The sequence below is a fragment of the Streptomyces sp. NPDC005722 genome, assembly GCF_040630935.1.
GTDB lineage: Bacteria > Actinomycetota > Actinomycetes > Streptomycetales > Streptomycetaceae > Actinacidiphila.
On the sequence record NZ_JBEXYN010000016.1, the window covers coordinates 1 to 19,018 of the forward strand.

The following is a 19,018-nucleotide window of genomic DNA, read 5'->3' on the forward strand; positions in this document are numbered from 1 at the left end:
GGCCGGCCGGACACCTCGACCCTCGCATTACTTTTGTGCCCGGGTGCGGGTGGGTGGGGGTGGGTGCGGCCGGTGAGTGGGTGCGGGTTCGTCTCGCGCCCTTCGGGCGCACAGCGGCCGGCTGCGGAGGGGAGGGTGGCGGTCCGGGGCTCGTCGGCGTGTGCGGGTGGGTGCATGGCCGGGGTTCAGGCGCCGGAGCGGGTTGCCTCTCCCCTGGCGGCGGTCTCGTTGCCGTCCGCGGGTGCAGATGGCCGCTTCCACGCCATCCGTGGGCGGTGGGCGCGCCCGCCGTAACCCGCGACTGCGGGTGATTCGGGGTGCTGTCGCGCGGTCGGCGGGAGATCGGGCCCGCTTTCGACGGTATGGACGTCGAAACAGAGCCCGATCTCGGATCGGGGAAGCACCCGCAGACGCCGGTTACGGCGGGCGCGCCACCCACCAACAGTGGGCGTGGCCACCGGCCATCTATACCCGCGGACGGCAACGAGACCGGCACCAGACGAACAACCGGCCCCGCTCCGGCGCCTGAACCCCAACCGACCACCGGGCCGCAGACTGCCGACCGGCCCCGGACCGCCACCCTCCCACCCGCAGCCCGCATCTTTGCGCCCGAAGGGCGCGAGACGGCGCGACAGCCGAAGAACCGGCGCACCGGCACCGGCACATCCGCGGGCCGGCCCCACCCGCCGGGCGGTGCCGATTCGTTAACACAAGGAAACGGATTCAAAACCCGAGGGGGCGTTCCGGCGTACACAATCCCCCCAGCCTCCAGCAGGTCGTCAGGTTGTCGCACCAACCCCGAGGAGCACCATGTCCGCTCAGGCCACCGACGTGGCGAAGGGCTCGCCACCACCACCGCAGAACGCACTCGACCGCTACTTCCGCATCGGGGAGCGCGGTTCGACCTTCGGCCGTGAAGTCCGCGGCGGCTTCGCCACCTTCTTCACCATGGCGTACATCCTCGTGCTGAACCCGATCATCCTCGGGAGCGCGAAGGACAAGTTCGGCCACGTCCTGTCGACCGGTCAACTGGTCACCGCCACCGCGCTGGTGGCGGCCGTCATGACCATCGTGATGGGCGTCGGCGGCAACCTGCCGCTGGCCATCGCGGCCGGCCTCGGGCTCAACGCCGTGGTCGCCTTCCAGATCGCGCCCCTGATGAGCTGGGACGACGCGATGGGCCTGATCGTCATCGAGGGCGTGGTCATCTGCGTCCTGGTGGTGACCGGGCTGCGCGAGGCGGTGATGCACGCGATACCCCAGCCGCTGAAACAGGCGATCAGCGTGGGCATCGGCCTGTTCATCGCCTTCATCGGCTTCGTGGACGCCGGCTTCGTCAGCCGCATCCCGGACGCCGCGAACACCACGGTCCCCGTTCAGCTGGGCGGGGGCGGGGCGCTGTCGGGCTGGCCGGTGCTGGTCTTCTGCCTGGGGGTGCTGCTGACGATCGCCCTGCTGGCCCGCAAGGTGAAGGGCGCCATCCTGATCAGCATCGTCGCCATGACCGTGCTGGCGATCGTGGTCGACGCCGTCGCGGACGTGAAGAGCTGGGGGCTGACCACGCCCAAGGTGCCCGACGACGTGTTCGCCGCGCCGGACTTCGGGCTGCTGGGGCACTTCAGCCTCTTCGGCGGGTTCGCCGAGGTCAGCTTCATCACGGTGGTGCTGCTGGTCTTCACCCTGATCCTGTCGGACTTCTTCGACACCATGGGCACGGTCGTCGGCATCACCGCCGAGGCGGGCCTGCTGGACGAGGAGGGCAAGGTCCCGAACCTGGGCCGGGTGCTGCTCATCGACGGTGCCGCGGCCGTCGCGGGCGGCGCGGCCTCCGCGTCGTCGAACACGGCCTACATCGAGTCGGCGGCGGGCGTCGGCGAGGGGGCGCGCACGGGCTTCGCCAACCTGGTCACCGGCGGTCTGTTCGCGGTGGCGCTCTTCCTGAGCCCGCTGCTGACGATCGTGCCGCTGCAGGCGGCGGCGCCGGCGCTGGTCGCGGTCGGCTTCCTGATGATGACCCAGGTCAAGAACATCGGCTGGGACGACTTCGAGATCGCCCTCCCGGCGTTCCTGACGATCGCCGTGATGCCCTTCACGTACTCGATCACCAACGGGATCGGTGCCGGTTTCATCGCCTTCGTGCTGCTCAAGGCCGTGCTGGGCAAGGCCCGGCAGGTGCACTGGCTGTTGTGGGCGGTGTCGGCGCTCTTCGTCGTCTACTTCGCGATCGACCCGATCGAGCAGCTGCTCGGGGTGAAGTAGCGCCCGGTGGGCCGCGGGGGCCGGCACGGCCTCCCGCGGCCTCACGGTGAAGACCCCGACCGGGACGGGGGCCCCCGGTCGGGGCCGCTGGCCGGACCGGCGCTCCGCGCTCGGCCCGTACCTGTCGAACTACCGGCGCGGGGGCGGAGTTCCCGCCCGTTCCGGATCCTCCGGTGTGACGTGGCGCACGTCCCCGGACGTGCGTCCCGCCGTGCCGGGCGGCGGCCTGCCGGCGGGCGCTGCCGCAGGAGACCGGCCCGCGACCGGACCGCACCGGCCGACGCGGCCGCGCCGCCCCGCCACCGAACACCGCTTCCCCGGACCGGAGTTCCGGGTGCGGGCGGGCGCGGACCGGGGGACCTCGCTGCCGCTGCCGGACGGGGACGTGGGCACCGGGGCGTGTGGGCCTCATGCGAGCGTTTGATCTCGATTCGGCAACAGCGGGTTTGAGTGGGGAATCCCCCCTTATCGGCGAGCCTGGTTGCTTGATACACATGGTTCCGCGCGTTCCTGTCCGTCGACGGTCGCACCACTCCCCCTCTGCTCGCCGTGCCTCCGGCCGTCCTCCAGGAACGCCCATGTCTTCGCGGACCGCGCCCTCGCGCGCCCTGCTGCCGCTCGTCGCCCTCTTCTGCGCCGGCTACCTCGCGCCGTACCTGATGCCGACCGTCGTCGGCCGCCTGACCACCGGGCTCGCCCTGAGCGGTTCCCAGGCCGGGGCGGTCGGCAGCGTGCTGCTGCTCGGCTCGGCCGGCGCCGGTTTCACGCTCGCCTCGCGGGTGGACCGGATCGGCCGGGCGCGGCTGGCCCGGTACGGACTGCTGATGATCGCGGGCGGCTTCACGACGGCCGCGGCCACCGGAGTCGTCCCGCTGGTCGTCCTGGGCTGCGTCGCCGGCGGCTTCGGCTCCGGCACCTCCTCGGCGGTGGCCGCGGTCGGGATCGCCGGGGAGCGGGAGCCGCACCGGGTGACGGTGCTCGGGCTGCTGGCCACCTCCGCGACGGCCGGGGCGCTCTACCTGGTCCTGCCGCGGCTCGGCGGCGGCCACGCCCTGCCCTTCGCGGCCATCGCCGCCGCCGCGCTGCTCGTCCTCCCGCTGACCCGGCGGCTGCCCGCCCGGCCCTGCCCGCGGACCGCGGCCGCCGCGCCGCCCGCCGGGCCGCCGCTGCCGCACGTGGGCGCCGGTGCCGTGCTCGCCGCGTCGATGCTGTGCTGGTCGCTCGCGCAGAACGCGCTGTGGGGGGTGAGCGGCCGCATCGGGCTGGACCGGGTCGGCCTGTCGGAGGCGGCGGTCGGCATGGTGTTCGCGGCCGCCCTCGGGGGTGGGCTGCTGGGCGTCGTGGGCGCGGGTGCGCTCGGTCCGCGCCTCGGGCGAGCGGTGCCCGTGGGGGTGGGCACCGTCGTGATCGCCGTGTGCGTGGCGGCCAGCGCCTCGGCCCGCGGCGCGGTGGCCTTCGCGGTGGGCGAGGTGCTGTGGAACACCGTCTACCCGGTGGTGCTCTCGTACGCCATCGGCCTGGCCGCCGCCCTCGACCCGCGCGGCCGCTGGGCGGTGTACGCCGGTTCGGCGTCCTCGCTCGGGGTGGCCTGCGGGCCGCTGACCGGTGCGCTGCTCGGCGCCCGGCTGGGCTTCCCGCTGATGGGCGGCGTCCTGGCCTGTCTGCTGCTGCTCTCCGCCGTGCCGCTCACCGTGGTGGCCCGGGGCGCCGGTTCCGGGGCCCGGGGCGCCGTGACGGTGGGGCGCCGTGCCGGCGCGGTCGTGGCCCGTTCCGACGTGGCGCGTTCCAGCGTGGGCCGGGCGGCCTGAACGGGAACCCGGATGCCGGGGCGCAGCGGCGTCTGGCAGGGTGCGGGCTCGTGAACGACACCGGAAGCATCCGCATCACCACCCTCGCCGAGCGCCCCGAGCTGCTCCCCCGGCTCTGGGAGATCTCCGAGGACTGGCCGGCCTTCGTCCCCCAGGACCCGGTCGCCGGGGCCCTGTTGCACCGGGTGGCGGAGGACTTCCCGCGCCACTGCGTCGTCGCCACCGACGGCGACCGGGTCGTGGCCCGGGGCTTCGCCGTCCCCTTCGACGCCACCGGCGAGGGCCGCGAGGAGACCCCCGACCAGGGCTGGGACCGCGTACTGGTGTGGGCGTACGGCGACCTGCGCGCCGGGCGGCCGGCGACGGCCGCGAGCGCGCTGGAGATCACCGTCGACACCGGTCACCTGGGGCGCGGCCTGTCGCACCGCCTGGTGGCCGCGCTGCGCGACGCCGCGCGGGAGGTGGGCCACGACGCGTTGTTCGCCCCCGTCCGTCCCACGGCCAAGCACCTGCGGCCGCGGCTCCCCATGACCGACTACGTCGGCCTGCTGCGCGAGGACGGGCTGCCCGAGGACCCGTGGCTGCGGGTGCACGTCAGGGCGGGCGGCGTCGTCGTGAAGGTCGCTCCGGCCTCCATGACGGTCAGCGGGACGCCGGCCCAGTGGCGGCGCTGGACGGGGCTGCCCTTCGACCGCGACGGCGCCGTCGAGGTGCCCGGCGCGCTGGTGCCGGTGCACTGCGACACCGCGCACGACCACGCCGTGTACGTCGAGCCGAACGTGTGGGTCCGGCACGCCACCGGCGGCCGCCAGGCCAGACCTGGCTAGCCCAGCGCCCGGTCGAGGTTGAAGGCGGCGCTGATCAGGGCCAGGTGCGTGAAGGCCTGCGGGAAGTTGCCGCGCTGCTCGCCGGCCCGGTCGATCTCCTCGGCGTACAGGCCGAGGTGGTTGCCGTAGGTGATCATCTTCTCGAAGGCCAGCCGCGCCTCGTCCTTGCGCCCGGCGCGGGTGAGGGCCTCGACGTACCAGAAGGAGCAGATGGAGAAGGTGCCCTCGTCGCCGGGGACGCCGTCCGGGCTCGCGAGGGGGTCGTAGCGGTAGACCAGGGAGTCGGAGACGAGGTCCTTGCCGAGGGCGTCGAGCGTCGAGAGCCACTTGGGGTCGGTCGGCGAGATGAACTTGGACAGCGGCATCATCAGCACCGAGGCGTCCAGCACGTCCTCGCCCTCGCTCTGGGTGAACGCGCCGCGCGCCTCGGACCAGCCGTTCCTCATGATCCGCCGGTAGAGGTCGTCGCGGGCCCCGTACCAGCGCTCGCGGTTGGCGGGCAGGCCGCGGTGGTTCGCCATGCGGATGCCGCGCTCGATCGCCACCCAGCACATCACGCGGGAGTACAGGAAGGGCTTGCGGCCGCCGCGGGTCTCCCAGATGCCCTCGTCGGGCTGGTCCCAGTTGTCGCAGACCCAGTCCACCAGTTCGCAGACGGTGTCCCAGTGCGCGCTGGAGATCGGCTTGCCCCACTTGTCGTACAGGTAGAGGGAGTCGATGAGCTCGCCGTAGATGTCCAGCTGGAGCTGGTGGACGGCGTTGTTGCCGACCCGGACGGGTGCGGAGCCCGAGTAGCCCTCCAGGTGGCCCAGCTCCCGTTCGGGCAGCTCGGAGCGGCCGTCGATGCCGTACATGATCTGCAGCGGGCCGGCCGCGCAGCGCGGACCGCCCCCGCAGACGCGGTCCGACAGGAAGTTCATGAACGCCTCGGCCTCGTCGGTGAAGCCCAGCCGCAGCAGCGCGTAGACGCAGAAGGCGGCGTCGCGGATCCAGACGTAGCGGTAGTCCCAGTTGCGCTCGCCGCCGATGCGCTCGGGGAGGCTGGTGGTGGGCGCGGCGATGATGGCGCCGGTGGGCGCGTAGGTGAGCAGCTTCAGGGTGAGTGCGGAACGGTGCACCATCTCGCGCCAGCGGCCCCGGTACTTGGACTGGGAGAGCCAGTGCCGCCAGTACTGCACGGTCTTGTCGAACTGCTCCTCCGCCTCGGTCAGCGGGCAGCCGCGCGGTCCGACACCGTCGCCGACCTGGTCCAGGGCGAAGACGGCGGCCTCGCCCTCGGAGAGCTTGAACTGGGCCCACACGTCCCGGCCGTCGTGCTCCAGCGGCACCGAGCAGGTCAGCGCGATGGTCTGCGCGGCGGTGGCGAAGAGCGCCTGCATCCCGCTCATGTGGACGGTGTGCGGCACGGTTCCGTAGTCGAAGCGCGGGGCCACCCGCATCCGGAACGGCAGCACGCCCCGCACGCAGACCACGCGGCGGATGAGGCGGTGCCGGCCGGCCTCGTGGGACTCGTCGACGACCGGCATGAAGTCCTGGACCTCGCCCATGCCGTCCTCGGCGAAGAACCGGGTGATCAGCACGTTGGTGTCGGGGAAGTAGAACTGCTTGGTGCGCGCGGGCACGTCCGCGGCCAGCTCGAAGCTACCTCCCCGGTCGGCGTCGAGGATGGAGGCGAAGACGCTGGGGGCGTCGAAGCGTCCGGAGCAGTACCAGTCGATGGTGCCGTTCGTGCCGACCAGCGCCGCGCTGCGCAGGTCGCCGATGAGCCCGTGGGCGGCGATCGGCAGGTACCGGCCGTCGGCCGGTGCGAACTCGGACCGGAGGGCTTCGGCTGTCACGGTGGCCTCCTCGCGCGCCGGGGAAGGGCAAAAGCCACCATTCAGACTAACCCTCCGGGTGCTCCTCCTTCTCGGTCAGCACCGCGCCGCCCTCCGGGCCTACGCCTCCCCGGCCGCCGCCTCCCCCGCCTGCGCCTTGTCCGCTCCTGCCGGCCGTTCGCCGACGTACTCGAGGACGGAGCGCGCCTCGGCCAGCCGCTGGGCCGCGACCTCGTCGCCGTCCCCGTCCTCCCCGGCGTACAGGGCGATCACGGCGCGGGCGCGCTCCGCGGCCGCGGCGGGCCGTCCGAGGTCGGCCTCCAGCCAGGCGGCCATCAGCTGGGCGGCGCTGCGCGCGGGACCCGGGCCGAAGAGCGCGATCGCATGTTCCGCGCAGGCCAGGCCCTCCTCGTAGGCGGCGCGGGCCGAGCCGTCCGTGTCGTCCTCGCCGGGCTCGCCGGGACAGGCACGGACGATCAGCTCGCCGGTCTGCCGGTGGGTCCCGGCCAGCTCGGCGCGCAGTTGCGCCGCGGCCGCCCCGTCGCCTGCCGCCGTCGCCGCGGCGAGGGCCTCCTCGGCTACCGCGGCGGCCTCGGCCATCGCGGAGCGGCCCGCGGCGAGTCCGTCCCGTTCGTCGTGGAGGGCGAGCCAGGCCCGGGCGCGCAGGGTGCGGACGAGCGGGACGGGGCGCCCCATCGCGCGCCAGAGCTCACCGGCCCGGTCGTACGCCTGGGCCGCCTCGCCGGCCAGGCCCGCCCGTTCCAGGGAGTCGGCGGCCAGGTTCGCGAGGACCGCGTGGTCCTGCTGCTCGTCCCAGCCCTGCGCGATCTCCGCGGCGAGCAGGAACTGCTCGGCCGCGGCCCGCGGCTCGTCCAGGTCGCGCAGCGCCTCGCCCAGCCACCAGCGGGCCTGGACGACCCGCCCGTCGTGGTGGGCCCGCACCAGGTCGGGCAGGGCGGTCTCCAGGACGGTGGCGGACTCCGCGGCCCTGCCCTCGCGCAGCAGCGCGCCGCCGAGGACGAGCCGCGCCCAGGCGCCCAGCTGCTCGGACACCTCGCCCTCGTCGGCCCAGTGGGCGCCCTCCAGGGCCTGGTCGGCGGCCTCGGCGTCGGCGCCGCGCTCGGCGAGCGCGGCGGCCAGCACGGTGTGCAGGTGGGCGCGGTGCACCGGGCCCAGGGTGGCGGCGCCGTGCTCCAGGGCGGCGCGGGCGGACTCCTCGGCGGTTGCGTGGTCGTCCCGCTGCAGCGAGAGGTCGGCGAGCAGCGCCTCGGGCTCGGCCGCGTACCAGGGGGTCGCCGCCTCGTGGTGGAGGCCGGCGGCCCGTGCGAAGAGCCCGGCGGAGACGTCCACCTCGCCGCGGGCGGCGGTGAGGCGGGCGTGCAGGGTGAGCGCGTCGGCGAGCCGTCCCGTCATCCGCTCCTCGGCGCGGTGCTCCTCGGCGAAGGCGATGATCCGCAGCAGTTCCGCCCCGGCCTCGGCGTCCGGCGGCCGGACGTCGAACCGGGCCAGCCAGGCGCCGGTGAGCTGCCGGGCGGTGGCCCGGCCGGTGTCGTACAGCTTCCGCAGGTCGTCGAGGGCGGTGTCGAGCGCGGCGACGTTGTCGGCGCCGCCTTCCGCGACGGCCACCGCGTAGGCGGCGCGGGCGCGGCAGGCGGCGGCCTCGCCGGGCTTGCCCGCGGCCTCGAAGAGTTCGGCGGCCGTGCCGAAGAGCGGTACGGCGGTGCCGGGATCGGCGAAGGCGACGATCCCGGCGCGGTCGGCGATCTCGGCGCGGTCGAGGACGTCCAGGGCGGTGCCGGTGCGCTCCGCGGCGCGGCCGGCGGCGGCCCAGGCGGCGCCCGCGTCGGGGTGCTGGGCCTCGCTCAGCCCGCGGGCCTCGGCGAGCAGCGCGGGGACGTCGTCGCCGCCCGCGGGCGGCGACGCGGCGGGGACGGGCGCGTGCCGCGGGCCGGCGGAGGGCGCGGCGAGGCGCTGGAGGGCCCGGACGCCCAGCGGGAGCCGCTCGACGAGCGGTACGGCGGCGAGGCGCTCGCGCATCCGGCGGCTGACGGCGTCGTTGCCGTTGCGTACGTCGAAGCGCGCGGCGACGGCGGCCGCCTCGCGTTCGGCGTGGGGCAGCAGTGCGCGGGCGGTCCATTCGGTGCCGGCGGGGCCGGGGACGCCGCGGTCTCCGTGGCCGAGGGCGACGAGGCGGCGCATGAGCAGCCCGGCGACGGCCAGGTGGTCCATGAGCGTGTCGGGGTCGCCGGTGTCGGTGAAGTACGCGGGGTGCTCGGCCAGGATCTCCAGCGCCCGCGCCTCGTTGCCGGTCAGGGCGCAGAACTCGACGTGGGAGGAGACCGCGCCGCGCATGCTCTCCAAGCTGCGCACCAGGCGGTAGCCGCGCAGGTGGTGGGCGCGGGCCTCGTCGAGCCGGCCGAGCCGTACCAGCGGCAGCAGCGAGGAGGCCAGCACGTTGTGCGGTTCGTGGGCGCAGGTGTACTGCCCGGCGAGGACGGGCCGCCAGGTGTCCAGTGCCTCCTCGTCGCGGCCCCGGTCGACCTGCCAGCCGCCCTGTCCGTGCAGTTCGCAGGCGTGGCAGTCGGCCATGGCGTCGCGGTCGGCGGCCAGCCACGCGGCGTGGGCGGCTTCGGCGCGGGCCGTGTCGCCCAGGTGCCGGGCGATGCGGAACTCGCCCTGGCGCACGGCACGTTCGGAGTGGTCCGCGAGGCGGTAGCGGTGCTCCATCTCGCGCTGCCACTTCTCGATGGAGGCGAGCGGCACGCCGGGCTGGTCGAGCATCCCGTTGGCCACCCACTTGAAGATCCAGTGCAGGTGGTGGGTGTTCTCGCCGTCGAAGTCCCCGGGCCGTTCGTCCCACATGCGCAGCAGGCGGGCGAAGGGCACGAAGAACTTGTCCTTCTCGCTGCTGTAGGCGTACGCGCTCGCGAGGTTGAACAGGGTGTCGAGGAGCAGCGGGGTGTCGCCGGTGGCCTCGGCCTCGGCGACGAGCCGCTCGGCGCCGGCGTTGCGGGCGCGGCCCTCGGGCTCCTCCCTGTTGTGGTGGAGCGCGCGGCGTACGGTCTCGACCGCCGGGTCCTGGGTGCTCATCGGCCGTCCTCCTGTTCGGCGTCGCCGGGTCTGCCCGCGGGGCCGTCCGCGGTCTGCGCCGCCCACTGCAGCAGGCCGAGGAAGGCGCGGTTGAGGAGCGCGGAGTCCGCGGGGCGCAGCGGGCGCTGGGCCATCAGCAGGGCCTGGCCGTACAGCGCCTCGGCGGCGGTGCCGACGAGTTCGGGGTCGCTGAAGCCGCTGATCCGCCGGACCAGCGGGTTGAGGTGGTTCAGGACCAGCCGGGCGCGTGGGGCGCCGCCGCGCAGCGAGCCGAGGATGCCCGCCCACAGCTCGTCGGCCTGCTCCTCCTCCTCGGCGCGGGCGCGTTCGTGGCGGGCGGCCCGGTCGTCCAGGTGGAGCGCGGGGACGGTGATCGGGTGGAAGGTGCGCAGCGACACGTCGCAGCCGAGCACGTCGAGCCGGGCGCGGGCCGCCGCGAGGAAGCCGGACAGGGCGAGTTCCTCGGCCGGGTCGACGGCGTCGAGGTGCGCGGTGACGGTGTCCGCGTCGAGTTCGGCGACGGCGGTGCCGGGACGCACGGTGGGCAGCAGCTCGACCAGGTCGGCGTCGTAGGTGTAGCCGCCGTTGACGACCCCGATGCCCTGCGCGGAGGCGATCGCGGCGACCTGCCGGTACTCCTCGACGGTGCGGGTGAAGTGGACGACGGGGTGGCGGCGGGCGAACTCGGCGAGCGAGAGCTGCCCGTCGGTGGTCTCGAAGGGCAGCCACGGCAGCATCGTCCGCAGCATCTCCGCGTCGTGCCGGGCAAGCGACTTGACGCCGAGGTGGTGGACGGCGAGGAACTGGGCGAGCCGTTCCTCGTCGCCCGCGGCGAGCTCGGTCAGCCAGCCGCGGATGCGCTCGCCGAGCGCCTCGCGGACGGCGGCGAGCGTCTCGTCGGCGTACAGGCTCTCCCGGGAGGCGGTGGGGCGCAGGCTGTCGGTGTCGATCACGCAGCGGACGAAGAAGGCCCACTCCGGCAGCAGTTCGTCGGCCCGGTCGGTGAGCAGCATGCCCTTGAGGTGGACGCGGTGGCCGGCGCGGTGGGCGGGGCTGACCGCGGCCGGCAGGACGTAACCGACGCCGCGCACGCCCGCGAGGGGGACGTCGAGGTCGATGACGTCGAGCGGCGTGAAGCCGAACTGCTCGTGGCAGTGCCGGGCGAGCGCGACCCGGCGGGCGGCCTGACCGGGGTGCGGGCGCTCCCAGACCGGCGGGCGCTCGGTGACGGGGGTGTCGCCGACCCGCACGTCGTACGGCAGCAGCGAGCCGAAGTCCTTGGCGAGGGCGAGCACCCGCTCCTCGGCGAGCCATTCCGCCGCGCCCGGCCGGGCGGTGAGGTGCACGGTCGTACCGGGCTCGGGGTGCTCCTGCGCGGGCAGCGTGCGGACGGTGTACGAGCCGTCGTCACGGGCGGTCCACTCCACCGGCGGGGCGTCCGGGGTGCGGGCGGACCGGCTGACGACGCGGATCTCCGCGGCGACGACGAAGCAGGCGAGCAGCCCGATGCCGAACTGGCCGAGGAACTCGGAGCGGGCGCTCTCCAGGCCGTCGCGCTTGGAGCTGCGGCCGATGGTGGCCAGCAGGTCGTGCACGTCGGACTCGGTGAGGCCGACGCCGGTGTCCTCGACGCGCAGCCGGCCGTCCGCGGCGTGCAGGCGCACCCGGGCGGGGGCGTCGGGCTGCCCGGCCCGGCGGGCGGTGATCGCGTCGACGCCGTTCTGCAGCAGCTCCCGCAGGTAGACCTTGGGGCTGGAGTAGAGGTGGTGGGAGAGGAGGTCCACCAGGCCGCGAAGGTCGACCTGGAAGGTGTGCGGTGTCTGATCTGCAGTCATCGTGGGGGCGCCGGTGCATCCCCGAGGAGGGAGGGCGGGGCGCGGGTAGGGCGATCGGGTGATCGCGGCCGCCGGATTGCGGACCATCGTATGGCCGCGGAGCCCGGGGTGACCAGGGGGTTTCGTGGTGCGGGACGGTGGGCGGGGAGCGCGGGGAACGGCCGGGCGCCGTGGTCGGGCCGGGGGCGTGGGCGTTGTCGCCGCCGCGCAGGTCCGGGCCTGGCCGCGCGCCGTGGCGTCGGGGAGGCACCGGTCCTGCCTGCCGGGTGTCCGGGGGCCGTGGGGAAGCCCGTGCCCATGCGCGTGTCCGGGGCGGCGCGGGGCGGTTGTTCACTGGGCGTTCGGATCCACGGCACGCGGCGCGAGTAGGAACGGGGACGGACGCGTTTCGGCGTCACGTCGGCGTGCACGGCTCGTACTTGGGAGGCCAGGATGACGGACGGATCCGGGAGCACGGTCGGACGGCGCTCGGTGCTGAGGGGCGGTCTGGCGGCCTCCGGGGCACTGCTGGTGCCCGCGGTGGCCGCGCCCGCGCTGGCCCTGTCGGGGAGACCGGCGGCGACGTCGGGTGTGCAGACCGGCGACGTGACGGCGTCGGGCGGCCTGGTATGGGTGCGGGCGGACCGGCCCGCGCGGGTGGTGGTGGAGACCTCGGCGACCGGCTCGTTCCGGCACACCCGGCGCTTCCACGGTCCGGTGGTCGGCCCCGGCACCGACTTCACCGGGGTGACCCGGCTGCACGGCCTGCCCGCGGGCGAGCAGGTCCACTACCGGGTCCTGCTGGCCGACCCCGACGACCCGCGCCGCACCGGCGCGCCGGTCACGGGCACCTTCCGTACGGCGCCCGACGCGCGGCGCGGCGGGGTGCGCTTCGTGTGGTCGGGCGACCTGGCCGGGCAGGGCTGGGGCATCAACCCCGACATCGGCGGCTACCGCATCTTCGACGCCATGGGCGCGGTGGACCCGGACTTCTTCCTGTGCAGCGGTGACAACATCTACGCCGACGGCCCGATCTCGGCGACCCAGGCGCTCCCCGACGGCAGCACCTACCGCAACATCACCACGGCGGAGAAGTCCAAGGTCGCCGAGTCCCTGACCGAGTTCCGCGGCAACTTCCGCTACAACCTGCTCGACGAGGCCCTGCGACGCTTCAACGCCCAGGTGCCGTCGGTCATCCAGTGGGACGACCACGAGGTCCGCAACAACTGGTACCCGGGCGAGGTGATCGCCGCCTCGGACCCGCGCTACACCGAGAAGAGCGTGGACGTCCTCGCGACCCGGGCGCGGCGGGCGTTCGCCGAGTACTTCCCCGTCTCCTCGCTGCGCCCGGACGGCGCCGGGCGGGTCCACCGGGTGCTGCGGCAGGGCCCGCTGCTGGACGTGTTCGTCCTCGACATGCGCACGTACCGCAACGCCAACTCCCCCGACGACCAGGCCCACGACGCGCAGGGCATCCTCGGCCGGGAGCAGCTGGAGTGGCTGAAGCGGGAGCTGTCGCGGTCGCGGGCGGTGTGGAAGGTGATCGCCGCCGACATGCCGCTCGGGCTGGTGGTGCCCGACACGACGGAGAGCCGGCCGAACATCGAGGCCGTGGCGCAGGGCGACCCGGGCGCGCCGCTCGGGCGCGAGCTGCAGATCGCCGAGCTGCTGCGGTTCGTCAAGCACCGCAGGATCACGGGCACGGTGTGGCTGACCGCCGACGTCCACCACACCTCGGCGCAGCACTACCAGCCGTCGCGTGCGGCGTTCACGGACTTCGCGCCGTTCTGGGAGTTCGTGTCCGGTCCGCTGAACGCAGGCGCCTTCCCGGCGAGCGCACTGGACGGCACCTTCGGGCCGGAGCGGGTCTTCGTGAAGGCGCCGACGGCGTCGAACGTCTCGCCCGCCGAGGGCTACCAGTTCTTCGGGCAGGTCGACATCGACGGCCACTCCGGCGACATGACGGTGCGGCTTCGCGAGCAGGACGGCACGGTGCTGTTCACGAAGGTGCTGCGGGCGGGGCTGGTCGGGCAGTAGCGGCGCGGGGTGCGCGGCGGTTCGACGGCCCGGCGGTGCGTGCGCGCCGCCGGGCCGTCCGGCGCGGTCCGGTGCGGTCCGCTGCCGTCCGCACCGCTCAGCGGGCGGCCGCCAGGATCACGTCCGCCACGGCCCGCGGCTGCGAGACCATGACCAGGTGGCCGGCGCCCGGCACCGACACCGTCTCGGCCCCCATGCGCCGGGCCACGAAGCGCTCCAGGTCCGGCGGGATGATCCGGTCGTCCTCGGCGACGACGTAGTGGCACGGGTGCTCACGCCAGGCCGGGGGGCCCGACACGAACCCGAAGCGGGCCAGATCGCTGGGCCCCTGGACGGCGGCCAGCACCCGGGCCTCCTCCGGTGCGACGTCCTGGCAGAAGTACTGCGGGAACAGCTTCTGCGGAAGCGTGAAGCGGCCCTGCCGGTCCACCTCGAAGTGTTCGGCCGAGGGGAGCCGCCCGAACGGTTCGCCCAGTGTCGCGGCGCTCTCGCCCTCGTCGGGCGCGAACGCCGCGACGTACACCAGGGCACTCACCTGGGGGGCGTCGTGCGCCGCCTGGGTGATGACGACACCGCCGAAGGAATGGCCCACCACGACCACGGGGCCGTCGAGTTCGTCGAGCACGCCGCGTACCTTGGCGACGTCGTCGCCGATCGAGCTCAGCGGCTGCTGCACGGCGACGGTGTCGTGTCCCGCGGCCTGCAGCAGGGGTATGACCTTCGCCCAGGACGACCCGTCGGCGATCGCTCCGTGGACGAGCAGAATGGTGGTCATGCGTGTGCCTCTCCTTGTGAAGGGCCGGCCCGCCGGCGTGGAGGCGCCGCATTTCCCCTTCCGCTGACCGCGGACAGGCCCCCCACTCACGGCACCGGACTGTTTCCCGGATCGTAGGGCGCCGGCATCGGGGCTTTCTGCGTCACGCGGGAAGGAAAGTCCGCCCTTTGGGGCACCGCATGTCAGTCAGGCCGGCAAACCCTCACGTCCTGCACCTCGATGTCGATCGACCAGTTGTCGCTCGCGGAATTGTCGGGATTCCTCCGGTGGACCCTGCGCCGCGTCGGGAAGACGATTCCGCCGAATTCCCGGTACGCGCCGACGTAATGGGCGACGGGGACCCCGACGTTGACGTCGACGTCGTAGTCGAGCCGGCGGAGCATGCCGTCGCCGCCGAAGTAGAAGGTCTGCTCGGCGCAGTGCGTGGCGATGTCCTCGGGGAACGTCACGCGCAGCCGGCGCCACACCTCGCCGCCCTCGCTCCACGGGGCCACCTCGCGGGTCCGGACCCCTGGGCGGGTGAACAGGAACGGCGTGTTCAGGTAGTTCCACATGGCGTACCCGATGAAGTAGCCGACCTGCACGGACTCCCACGGCGAGGACAGGTCGTATCCCGTGAAGCCGGCCCGGACGCCGGTGCGCCGTTCGAGGACCTCGTCACCGGGCGTCCGCAGCTCCACGGCGTCCTCGTCGGCGTGGAACGTCAGGTCCCTGCCCAGGGCCGTCCACGGGCTGAAGCGGATCCGCTCACGGCGGGTGTCCACCGTCACCTTCGCGCCGAAGGGCCTCTCCGAGAATCCCCTGATGCGCCAGAAGGGGCCTCCGAACACCACGTCCGCGTTCAGCGAGTCGATACCGGACCAGCGATCGGGTCCGCCGTGGGCCCGCAGGACGCGGTCGACCAGGTCGTTCATCTTCGTCTTCTCCAGGTGTCGGTATTCTTTTCCTGCGCTCCGTCACAGCAATCCGGCCCGGATCACATGGGCGACGGCATGGGTGCGGTTGCTCACCCCGAGATTGATGACGATTCCGTGGACGATGCTCTTGATGGTACGTTCCGAATAGTTCAGCCGACGCGCGATCTGCGCCGTGTCGAGTCCGTCCGAGAGCATTCCCAGCACCGTGATCTCCCGTGGTTTCAGGCCGTGTCCGTCACCCGTCCCGGCCCGGTCGACGTCTCTGATGCGGTGGACGAGGTGGCGCAGCAACTCGGGGGAGATGTCGGAGCGTCCTTCGCGTGCCGCGGCGACGGCCCGCCCGATGTGAGCGAACGTGACGCGCTCGCGCAGCAGGACGCTCACCACGCCGAGACCGATCGCCCTCATCAACTGCGGCTCGGAGACGGATTCCGCGACGAGGACGACCTGGATGTCCGGCTGGGCCTCCGCGACCTGCCCCAGGAGCGTCAACACCCGCTCCGGCGGCTCGCCGGAGAACGCGACGAGCACCTGTGCGTTCCGGCGGTGCTCCCAGGGCAGCATCCGTAGGCCGGGGAATCCGGACAGGGCCGCCACCGCGCCTTCGTACGTCAGCCGGTCCTCGGAGAGGACCGCGACGGGAACGGGATCACACGGGGCCGTCCCACCCCGGGCGTCGGGCGCGACGACCGCGGTGGACGCCGGCACGCACCGGGTCACGGTCGCCGGGTCTTGCCCGCTCAACGCATGTCACTCCGTTCCGTCGCGGTTCCCCGGCTCACAACCGGCTGACCTCGACGTACTCCAGGGTCAGCAGACCGTGGGCGACGTACGGGAGTCGGCTCAACCGCTCCTGAGCGTCGCCCGGTCCGTCCGCCTCGACCACGAGCAGGGCGCCGGGCCTGTCGTGGCGGCGCAGGGCCATCACCACGGTTCCCTCGGCCTTGAGTTCCTCGAGCACACGCCGCTCCTCCTCGGCGAACGGCGCGAGCCCGGCGGGCTCCGTCACCGTCCCGGTCACGTGCAGGTACATCGCTGTCTCCCAGTTCTTCTCGGTGGGCCCGCGCCGGCATCCCGGCGCCGGACCGGGTCGGCCGCGGGTGCGCCGGTTCAGCGGCGGGCTCGTGCCTCGGCCGCGCTGCGGGCCGACAGTTCACGGAACTCCTCCTGCGTGAGCCGTCGCACCGGGTACGGCGTGCCGTGCACCCAGCGCGCCGTCAGCTCGGCCAGGCGTGCCCCGTACCGCTGCGCGGTGACCCGGTCGCCGTGCGATCCGGCCGGGTCGGGACCCTCGTCGGCGTTGGTCTGGCCCATCGCGCCCAGCCAGGACCCCAGCCGGTTGACGTCGTAGCGAGTGCCACCGGTCCAGTTGTGGCCGGCCGAGTCGCCCACGGAGATCCACTGCATGTTCATCTGCGCGGCGAAGACGGCGAGTTGCTGCAGCGAGAACAGCTTGTCGCCGTTCTGGGAGGCGGAGTGGGTGAAGCCTCCCGCGAGCTTGTCCTTCCACTCCTGGCCGAGGAACGGGTGGAAGGCGCCTTCGAGGAAGGCCTTGAAGACGGCGGACAGGCTGCCCATGAAGGTCGGGGCGCCGAACACCACGGCGTCGGAGGCGCCGAGGAGTTCCATGGTCGGGGCGTGCGACCAGCGTCCGTCGGTGACCTGCTCACCACGGATCTCGATGAGGTGGACGTCGGTGCCCGGCACGGTCCCGGCGCCGCGGGCGATGTGCTCGGCCATCGCGCGGGTGTGGCCGTTCGGCGAATGGTAGACGACGGAGAGTGTGGCCATGATCGTTCTTCCTGGGTCGTGCTGAAGGGGGTTCGTGTGCGCCGGGCGGAGGGCCGCCCCGCGTCGTCGCGCATGCGTCTGCGTGCCGTACGCGGCGGGATCGGATCCCGGCTACGCGGCCGGTTCCACCGCGGCCAGGAACCGGTCGACGGTGGTCACCTCGTGCCCGTAGGTGGGGTAGGAGATCTCGAGGGCCGCCCGGTGCGCCTCCTCGGTGAAGTCCGCGACCGCGTCGCTGAGGAAGGTGACGTGGTAGCCGGCCTCCAGGGCGTGGCGACCGGTGCCCTCGATGCAGGTCTGCGAGGTCAGACCCGCCAGGACCACCTTCTCGATCGCGTGGGCCCGCAACTGCTCGTGCAGGCCGGTACCGGAGAACGCGTCGAACATCCGGTGGCGGCCTACGACGACGTCGCCCTGGCGCGGGCGCAGCGGCGGGTAGAAGTCGCCGCCGCGGCTGCCCTCCCAGAACACCTCGTTGTCCACGGCGAACCGGAAGCGCGGAAGGACGTGCCTGAGGTCGTCGAACACGCCTTCCTTGAGGCCGTGCGGCGCGTGGAAGACCGTGACCCCGGCCTCGCGCGCACCGGTGAGCAGGCGGGCGAGCCGGGATCGCAGACCGGACTCCTCCAGCACGGGGCCGATCTGGCCGGCGAGCTTCCCGTCCTCGGCGAGGAAGTCGTTCAGCAGGTCGACCGCGACCAGGGCGGTCCGGGCTGCCGGATAGCTGCGGGCATTCATGGGTGGTTCCTGTCCTGACCTGAGGTCGGTCGTGGGGGGATGCGGCGCTGACCGCTGCCGCCGCGGTGTCGGCCACCGTTTACATGATGACCAACATGAATAACTTAATCATGATGGCCGTCATGTAAAGTGTCAAGCGAAGGTCTCTGGAGGTGGTCATGCGGGTAACCCGTGAGCAAGCGGCTGCGAACCGTGAGCAGGTCGTCGTCAGCGCGGCCCGGCAGTTCAGGAAGCACGGCTTCAGCGCCGTGTCGATCTCCGACGTCATGAAGGCGGCCGGCCTCACGCACGGGGGCTTCTACGGCCACTTCCCCTCCAAGCAGGCACTGGAGTCCGAGGTCTGCCGACGCGGACTGGCCGAGAGCGTGGCCGCGGTCGACGCCGCGTTGGACGACGGTCCGGACCAGAAGCCCTCCGAGGCCCCCTCCTTCCTCCGGCGCTTCGTCGACACGTACGTGTCCGCGGACCACCGGGACACACCGGAGCAGGGGTGCACCGTGGCCGCGCTCGCCTGTGACGCCGGTCGCAGCGAACCCGCGCTCCAGGAACTCTTCGTGGAGGGGATCACGGGGATGGCCGACTCCCTGGCGCGGCTCCGGCGGCGGGATGCGCCCGGCGAGGAGCAGGCTGACGCCCCCGACCTCGCGACACTGTCGAGCATGGTGGGCGCGCTGGTCCTCTCGCGTGCCGTGGCCGGGGCCGACCCCGCCCTTTCGGAGGCGATCCTCGCGGCGACCAGGGAGCAGGTCGAGGCGCGGACCGCGACCCCCGGCACCTGAGACGCAGCGGCGCCCGTCCGCCGCCGCGCTTCGCGCACGTCCACGCCCGGTGGAGCGCCGACGCGGGCCGGGGGGCGGGGCGGTGGACCCTCCCACCGGACGGCATCCCGTGACCCCGCCGACCACCGGGCCACTCCCCCCTCCAGCACGGGCGGCGCCGGCGCCGCCGATGACGGCGACTCCACCGGAGTTCGCGCCAGGCCGAGGACGCCGTTCGCGTCCGACCGCCCACCCTGCACGAGGACCCGGCCCGGTTGAAGTGGGCGCGGGGCCCTCTGCACCAAGGGGACGTCCGGCCTTCCCGAAGGGACGGGTCAGCACGCCACCGAAGTGGTCGGATCCGCTCAAGAGCGGTCAACTTCCGTG

The 19,018-nt window shown here is 73.5% G+C and carries 14 protein-coding genes; 5 read left to right on the top strand and 9 right to left on the bottom strand.

The features are described from left to right. Positions 1-810: 810 nt before the first annotated feature. The 3 genes from ABZ479_RS19770 to ABZ479_RS19780 all read left to right on the top strand — a co-directional run bounded on the left by ABZ479_RS19770 (position 811) and on the right by ABZ479_RS19780 (position 4,894). The gene (locus ABZ479_RS19770) at positions 811-2,259 is read left to right on the top strand and encodes an NCS2 family permease (RefSeq protein WP_500462788.1); all 1,449 of its coding nucleotides are present in this window, start codon (positions 811-813) and stop codon (positions 2,257-2,259) included. A 578-nt stretch (positions 2,260-2,837) separates the two neighbouring features. After that, positions 2,838-4,067: an MFS transporter gene (locus ABZ479_RS19775; protein ID WP_500462789.1), complete on the top strand. Its 1,230-nt coding sequence runs from the start codon at positions 2,838-2,840 to the stop codon at positions 4,065-4,067. A 50-nt stretch (positions 4,068-4,117) separates the two neighbouring features. Continuing rightward, entirely contained in the window at positions 4,118-4,894 is a 777-nt protein-coding gene (locus ABZ479_RS19780; protein ID WP_500462790.1) for an N-acetyltransferase, read from the top strand. Here the strand turns inward: ABZ479_RS19780 and ABZ479_RS19785 are convergent. The 3 genes from ABZ479_RS19785 to ABZ479_RS19795 form a co-directional block, all read right to left on the bottom strand. Next, the gene (locus ABZ479_RS19785) at positions 4,891-6,732 is read right to left on the bottom strand and encodes a glycoside hydrolase family 15 protein (protein WP_500462791.1); all 1,842 of its coding nucleotides are present in this window, start codon (positions 6,730-6,732) and stop codon (positions 4,891-4,893) included. The two genes, ABZ479_RS19780 and ABZ479_RS19785, sit on opposite strands and share 4 nt — an antisense overlap. Positions 6,733-6,831: 99 nt before the next feature. Further along, on the bottom strand, positions 6,832-9,801 hold the full coding sequence (locus tag ABZ479_RS19790; protein WP_500462792.1) for a tetratricopeptide repeat protein: 2,970 nt from the start codon (positions 9,799-9,801) through the stop codon (positions 6,832-6,834). Beyond that, a complete protein-coding gene (locus tag ABZ479_RS19795) occupies positions 9,798-11,636 on the bottom strand; it encodes an HSP90 family protein (protein ID WP_500462793.1) in 1,839 nt (612 codons plus the stop codon). The genes ABZ479_RS19790 and ABZ479_RS19795 overlap by 4 nt, the downstream gene beginning before the upstream one ends. Before the next feature lie 432 nt (positions 11,637-12,068). On the opposite strand from ABZ479_RS19795, the gene ABZ479_RS19800 reads away from it, so the two are divergent. Beyond that, the gene (locus ABZ479_RS19800) at positions 12,069-13,652 is read left to right on the top strand and encodes an alkaline phosphatase D family protein (protein ID WP_500462794.1); all 1,584 of its coding nucleotides are present in this window, start codon (positions 12,069-12,071) and stop codon (positions 13,650-13,652) included. Between the two features lie 97 nt (positions 13,653-13,749). On the opposite strand, the gene ABZ479_RS19805 is transcribed toward ABZ479_RS19800, so the two are convergent. The 6 genes from ABZ479_RS19805 to ABZ479_RS19830 form a co-directional block, all read right to left on the bottom strand. Next, complete coding sequence (locus ABZ479_RS19805) at positions 13,750-14,427, bottom strand: alpha/beta fold hydrolase (protein WP_500462795.1); 678 nt, start codon at positions 14,425-14,427, stop codon at positions 13,750-13,752. Between the two features lie 182 nt (positions 14,428-14,609). Further along, a complete protein-coding gene (locus ABZ479_RS19810) occupies positions 14,610-15,341 on the bottom strand; it encodes a hypothetical protein (protein WP_500462796.1) in 732 nt (243 codons plus the stop codon). Between the two features lie 42 nt (positions 15,342-15,383). Beyond that, positions 15,384-15,941 carry a helix-turn-helix transcriptional regulator gene (locus tag ABZ479_RS19815; RefSeq protein WP_500462797.1) on the bottom strand — a complete coding sequence of 186 codons (558 nt, stop codon included), beginning with the start codon at positions 15,939-15,941 and terminating at the stop codon, positions 15,384-15,386. A gap of 181 nt (positions 15,942-16,122) precedes the next feature. Then, the gene (locus ABZ479_RS19820; protein ID WP_499600745.1) at positions 16,123-16,377 is read right to left on the bottom strand and encodes a hypothetical protein; all 255 of its coding nucleotides are present in this window, start codon (positions 16,375-16,377) and stop codon (positions 16,123-16,125) included. Positions 16,378-16,454: 77 nt separating this feature from the next. After that, positions 16,455-17,135 (bottom strand): flavodoxin family protein, encoded by a 681-nt coding sequence (locus ABZ479_RS19825; RefSeq protein ID WP_500462798.1) that lies wholly within the window; start codon positions 17,133-17,135, stop codon positions 16,455-16,457. A 111-nt stretch (positions 17,136-17,246) separates the two neighbouring features. Further along, a complete protein-coding gene (locus ABZ479_RS19830) occupies positions 17,247-17,873 on the bottom strand; it encodes a cysteine hydrolase family protein (RefSeq protein WP_500462799.1) in 627 nt (208 codons plus the stop codon). Between the two features lie 158 nt (positions 17,874-18,031). Between ABZ479_RS19830 and ABZ479_RS19835 the strand changes: the two genes are divergently transcribed. Further along, positions 18,032-18,652, top strand: coding sequence for a TetR/AcrR family transcriptional regulator (locus ABZ479_RS19835; RefSeq protein WP_500462800.1), 621 nt, complete (start codon positions 18,032-18,034; stop codon positions 18,650-18,652). Positions 18,653-19,018 lie beyond the last annotated feature (366 nt).

Excerpts from the sequence above, each read along its gene's own strand:
- ABZ479_RS19795 (WP_500462793.1), bottom strand. The coding sequence starts at position 11,636 with ATGACTGCAGATCAGACACCGCACACCTTCCAGGTCGACCTTCGCGGC.
- ABZ479_RS19770 (WP_500462788.1), top strand. The coding sequence starts at position 811 with ATGTCCGCTCAGGCCACCGACGTGGCGAAGGGCTCGCCACCACCACCG.
- ABZ479_RS19790 (WP_500462792.1), bottom strand. The coding sequence starts at position 9,801 with ATGAGCACCCAGGACCCGGCGGTCGAGACCGTACGCCGCGCGCTCCAC.
- ABZ479_RS19825 (WP_500462798.1), bottom strand. The coding sequence starts at position 17,135 with ATGGCCACACTCTCCGTCGTCTACCATTCGCCGAACGGCCACACCCGC.
- ABZ479_RS19835 (WP_500462800.1), top strand. The coding sequence starts at position 18,032 with ATGCGGGTAACCCGTGAGCAAGCGGCTGCGAACCGTGAGCAGGTCGTC.
- ABZ479_RS19830 (WP_500462799.1), bottom strand. The coding sequence starts at position 17,873 with ATGAATGCCCGCAGCTATCCGGCAGCCCGGACCGCCCTGGTCGCGGTC.
- ABZ479_RS19810 (WP_500462796.1), bottom strand. The coding sequence starts at position 15,341 with ATGAACGACCTGGTCGACCGCGTCCTGCGGGCCCACGGCGGACCCGAT.
- ABZ479_RS19800 (WP_500462794.1), top strand. The coding sequence starts at position 12,069 with ATGACGGACGGATCCGGGAGCACGGTCGGACGGCGCTCGGTGCTGAGG.
- ABZ479_RS19820 (WP_499600745.1), bottom strand. The coding sequence starts at position 16,377 with ATGTACCTGCACGTGACCGGGACGGTGACGGAGCCCGCCGGGCTCGCG.
- ABZ479_RS19775 (WP_500462789.1), top strand. The coding sequence starts at position 2,838 with ATGTCTTCGCGGACCGCGCCCTCGCGCGCCCTGCTGCCGCTCGTCGCC.
- ABZ479_RS19805 (WP_500462795.1), bottom strand. The coding sequence starts at position 14,427 with ATGACCACCATTCTGCTCGTCCACGGAGCGATCGCCGACGGGTCGTCC.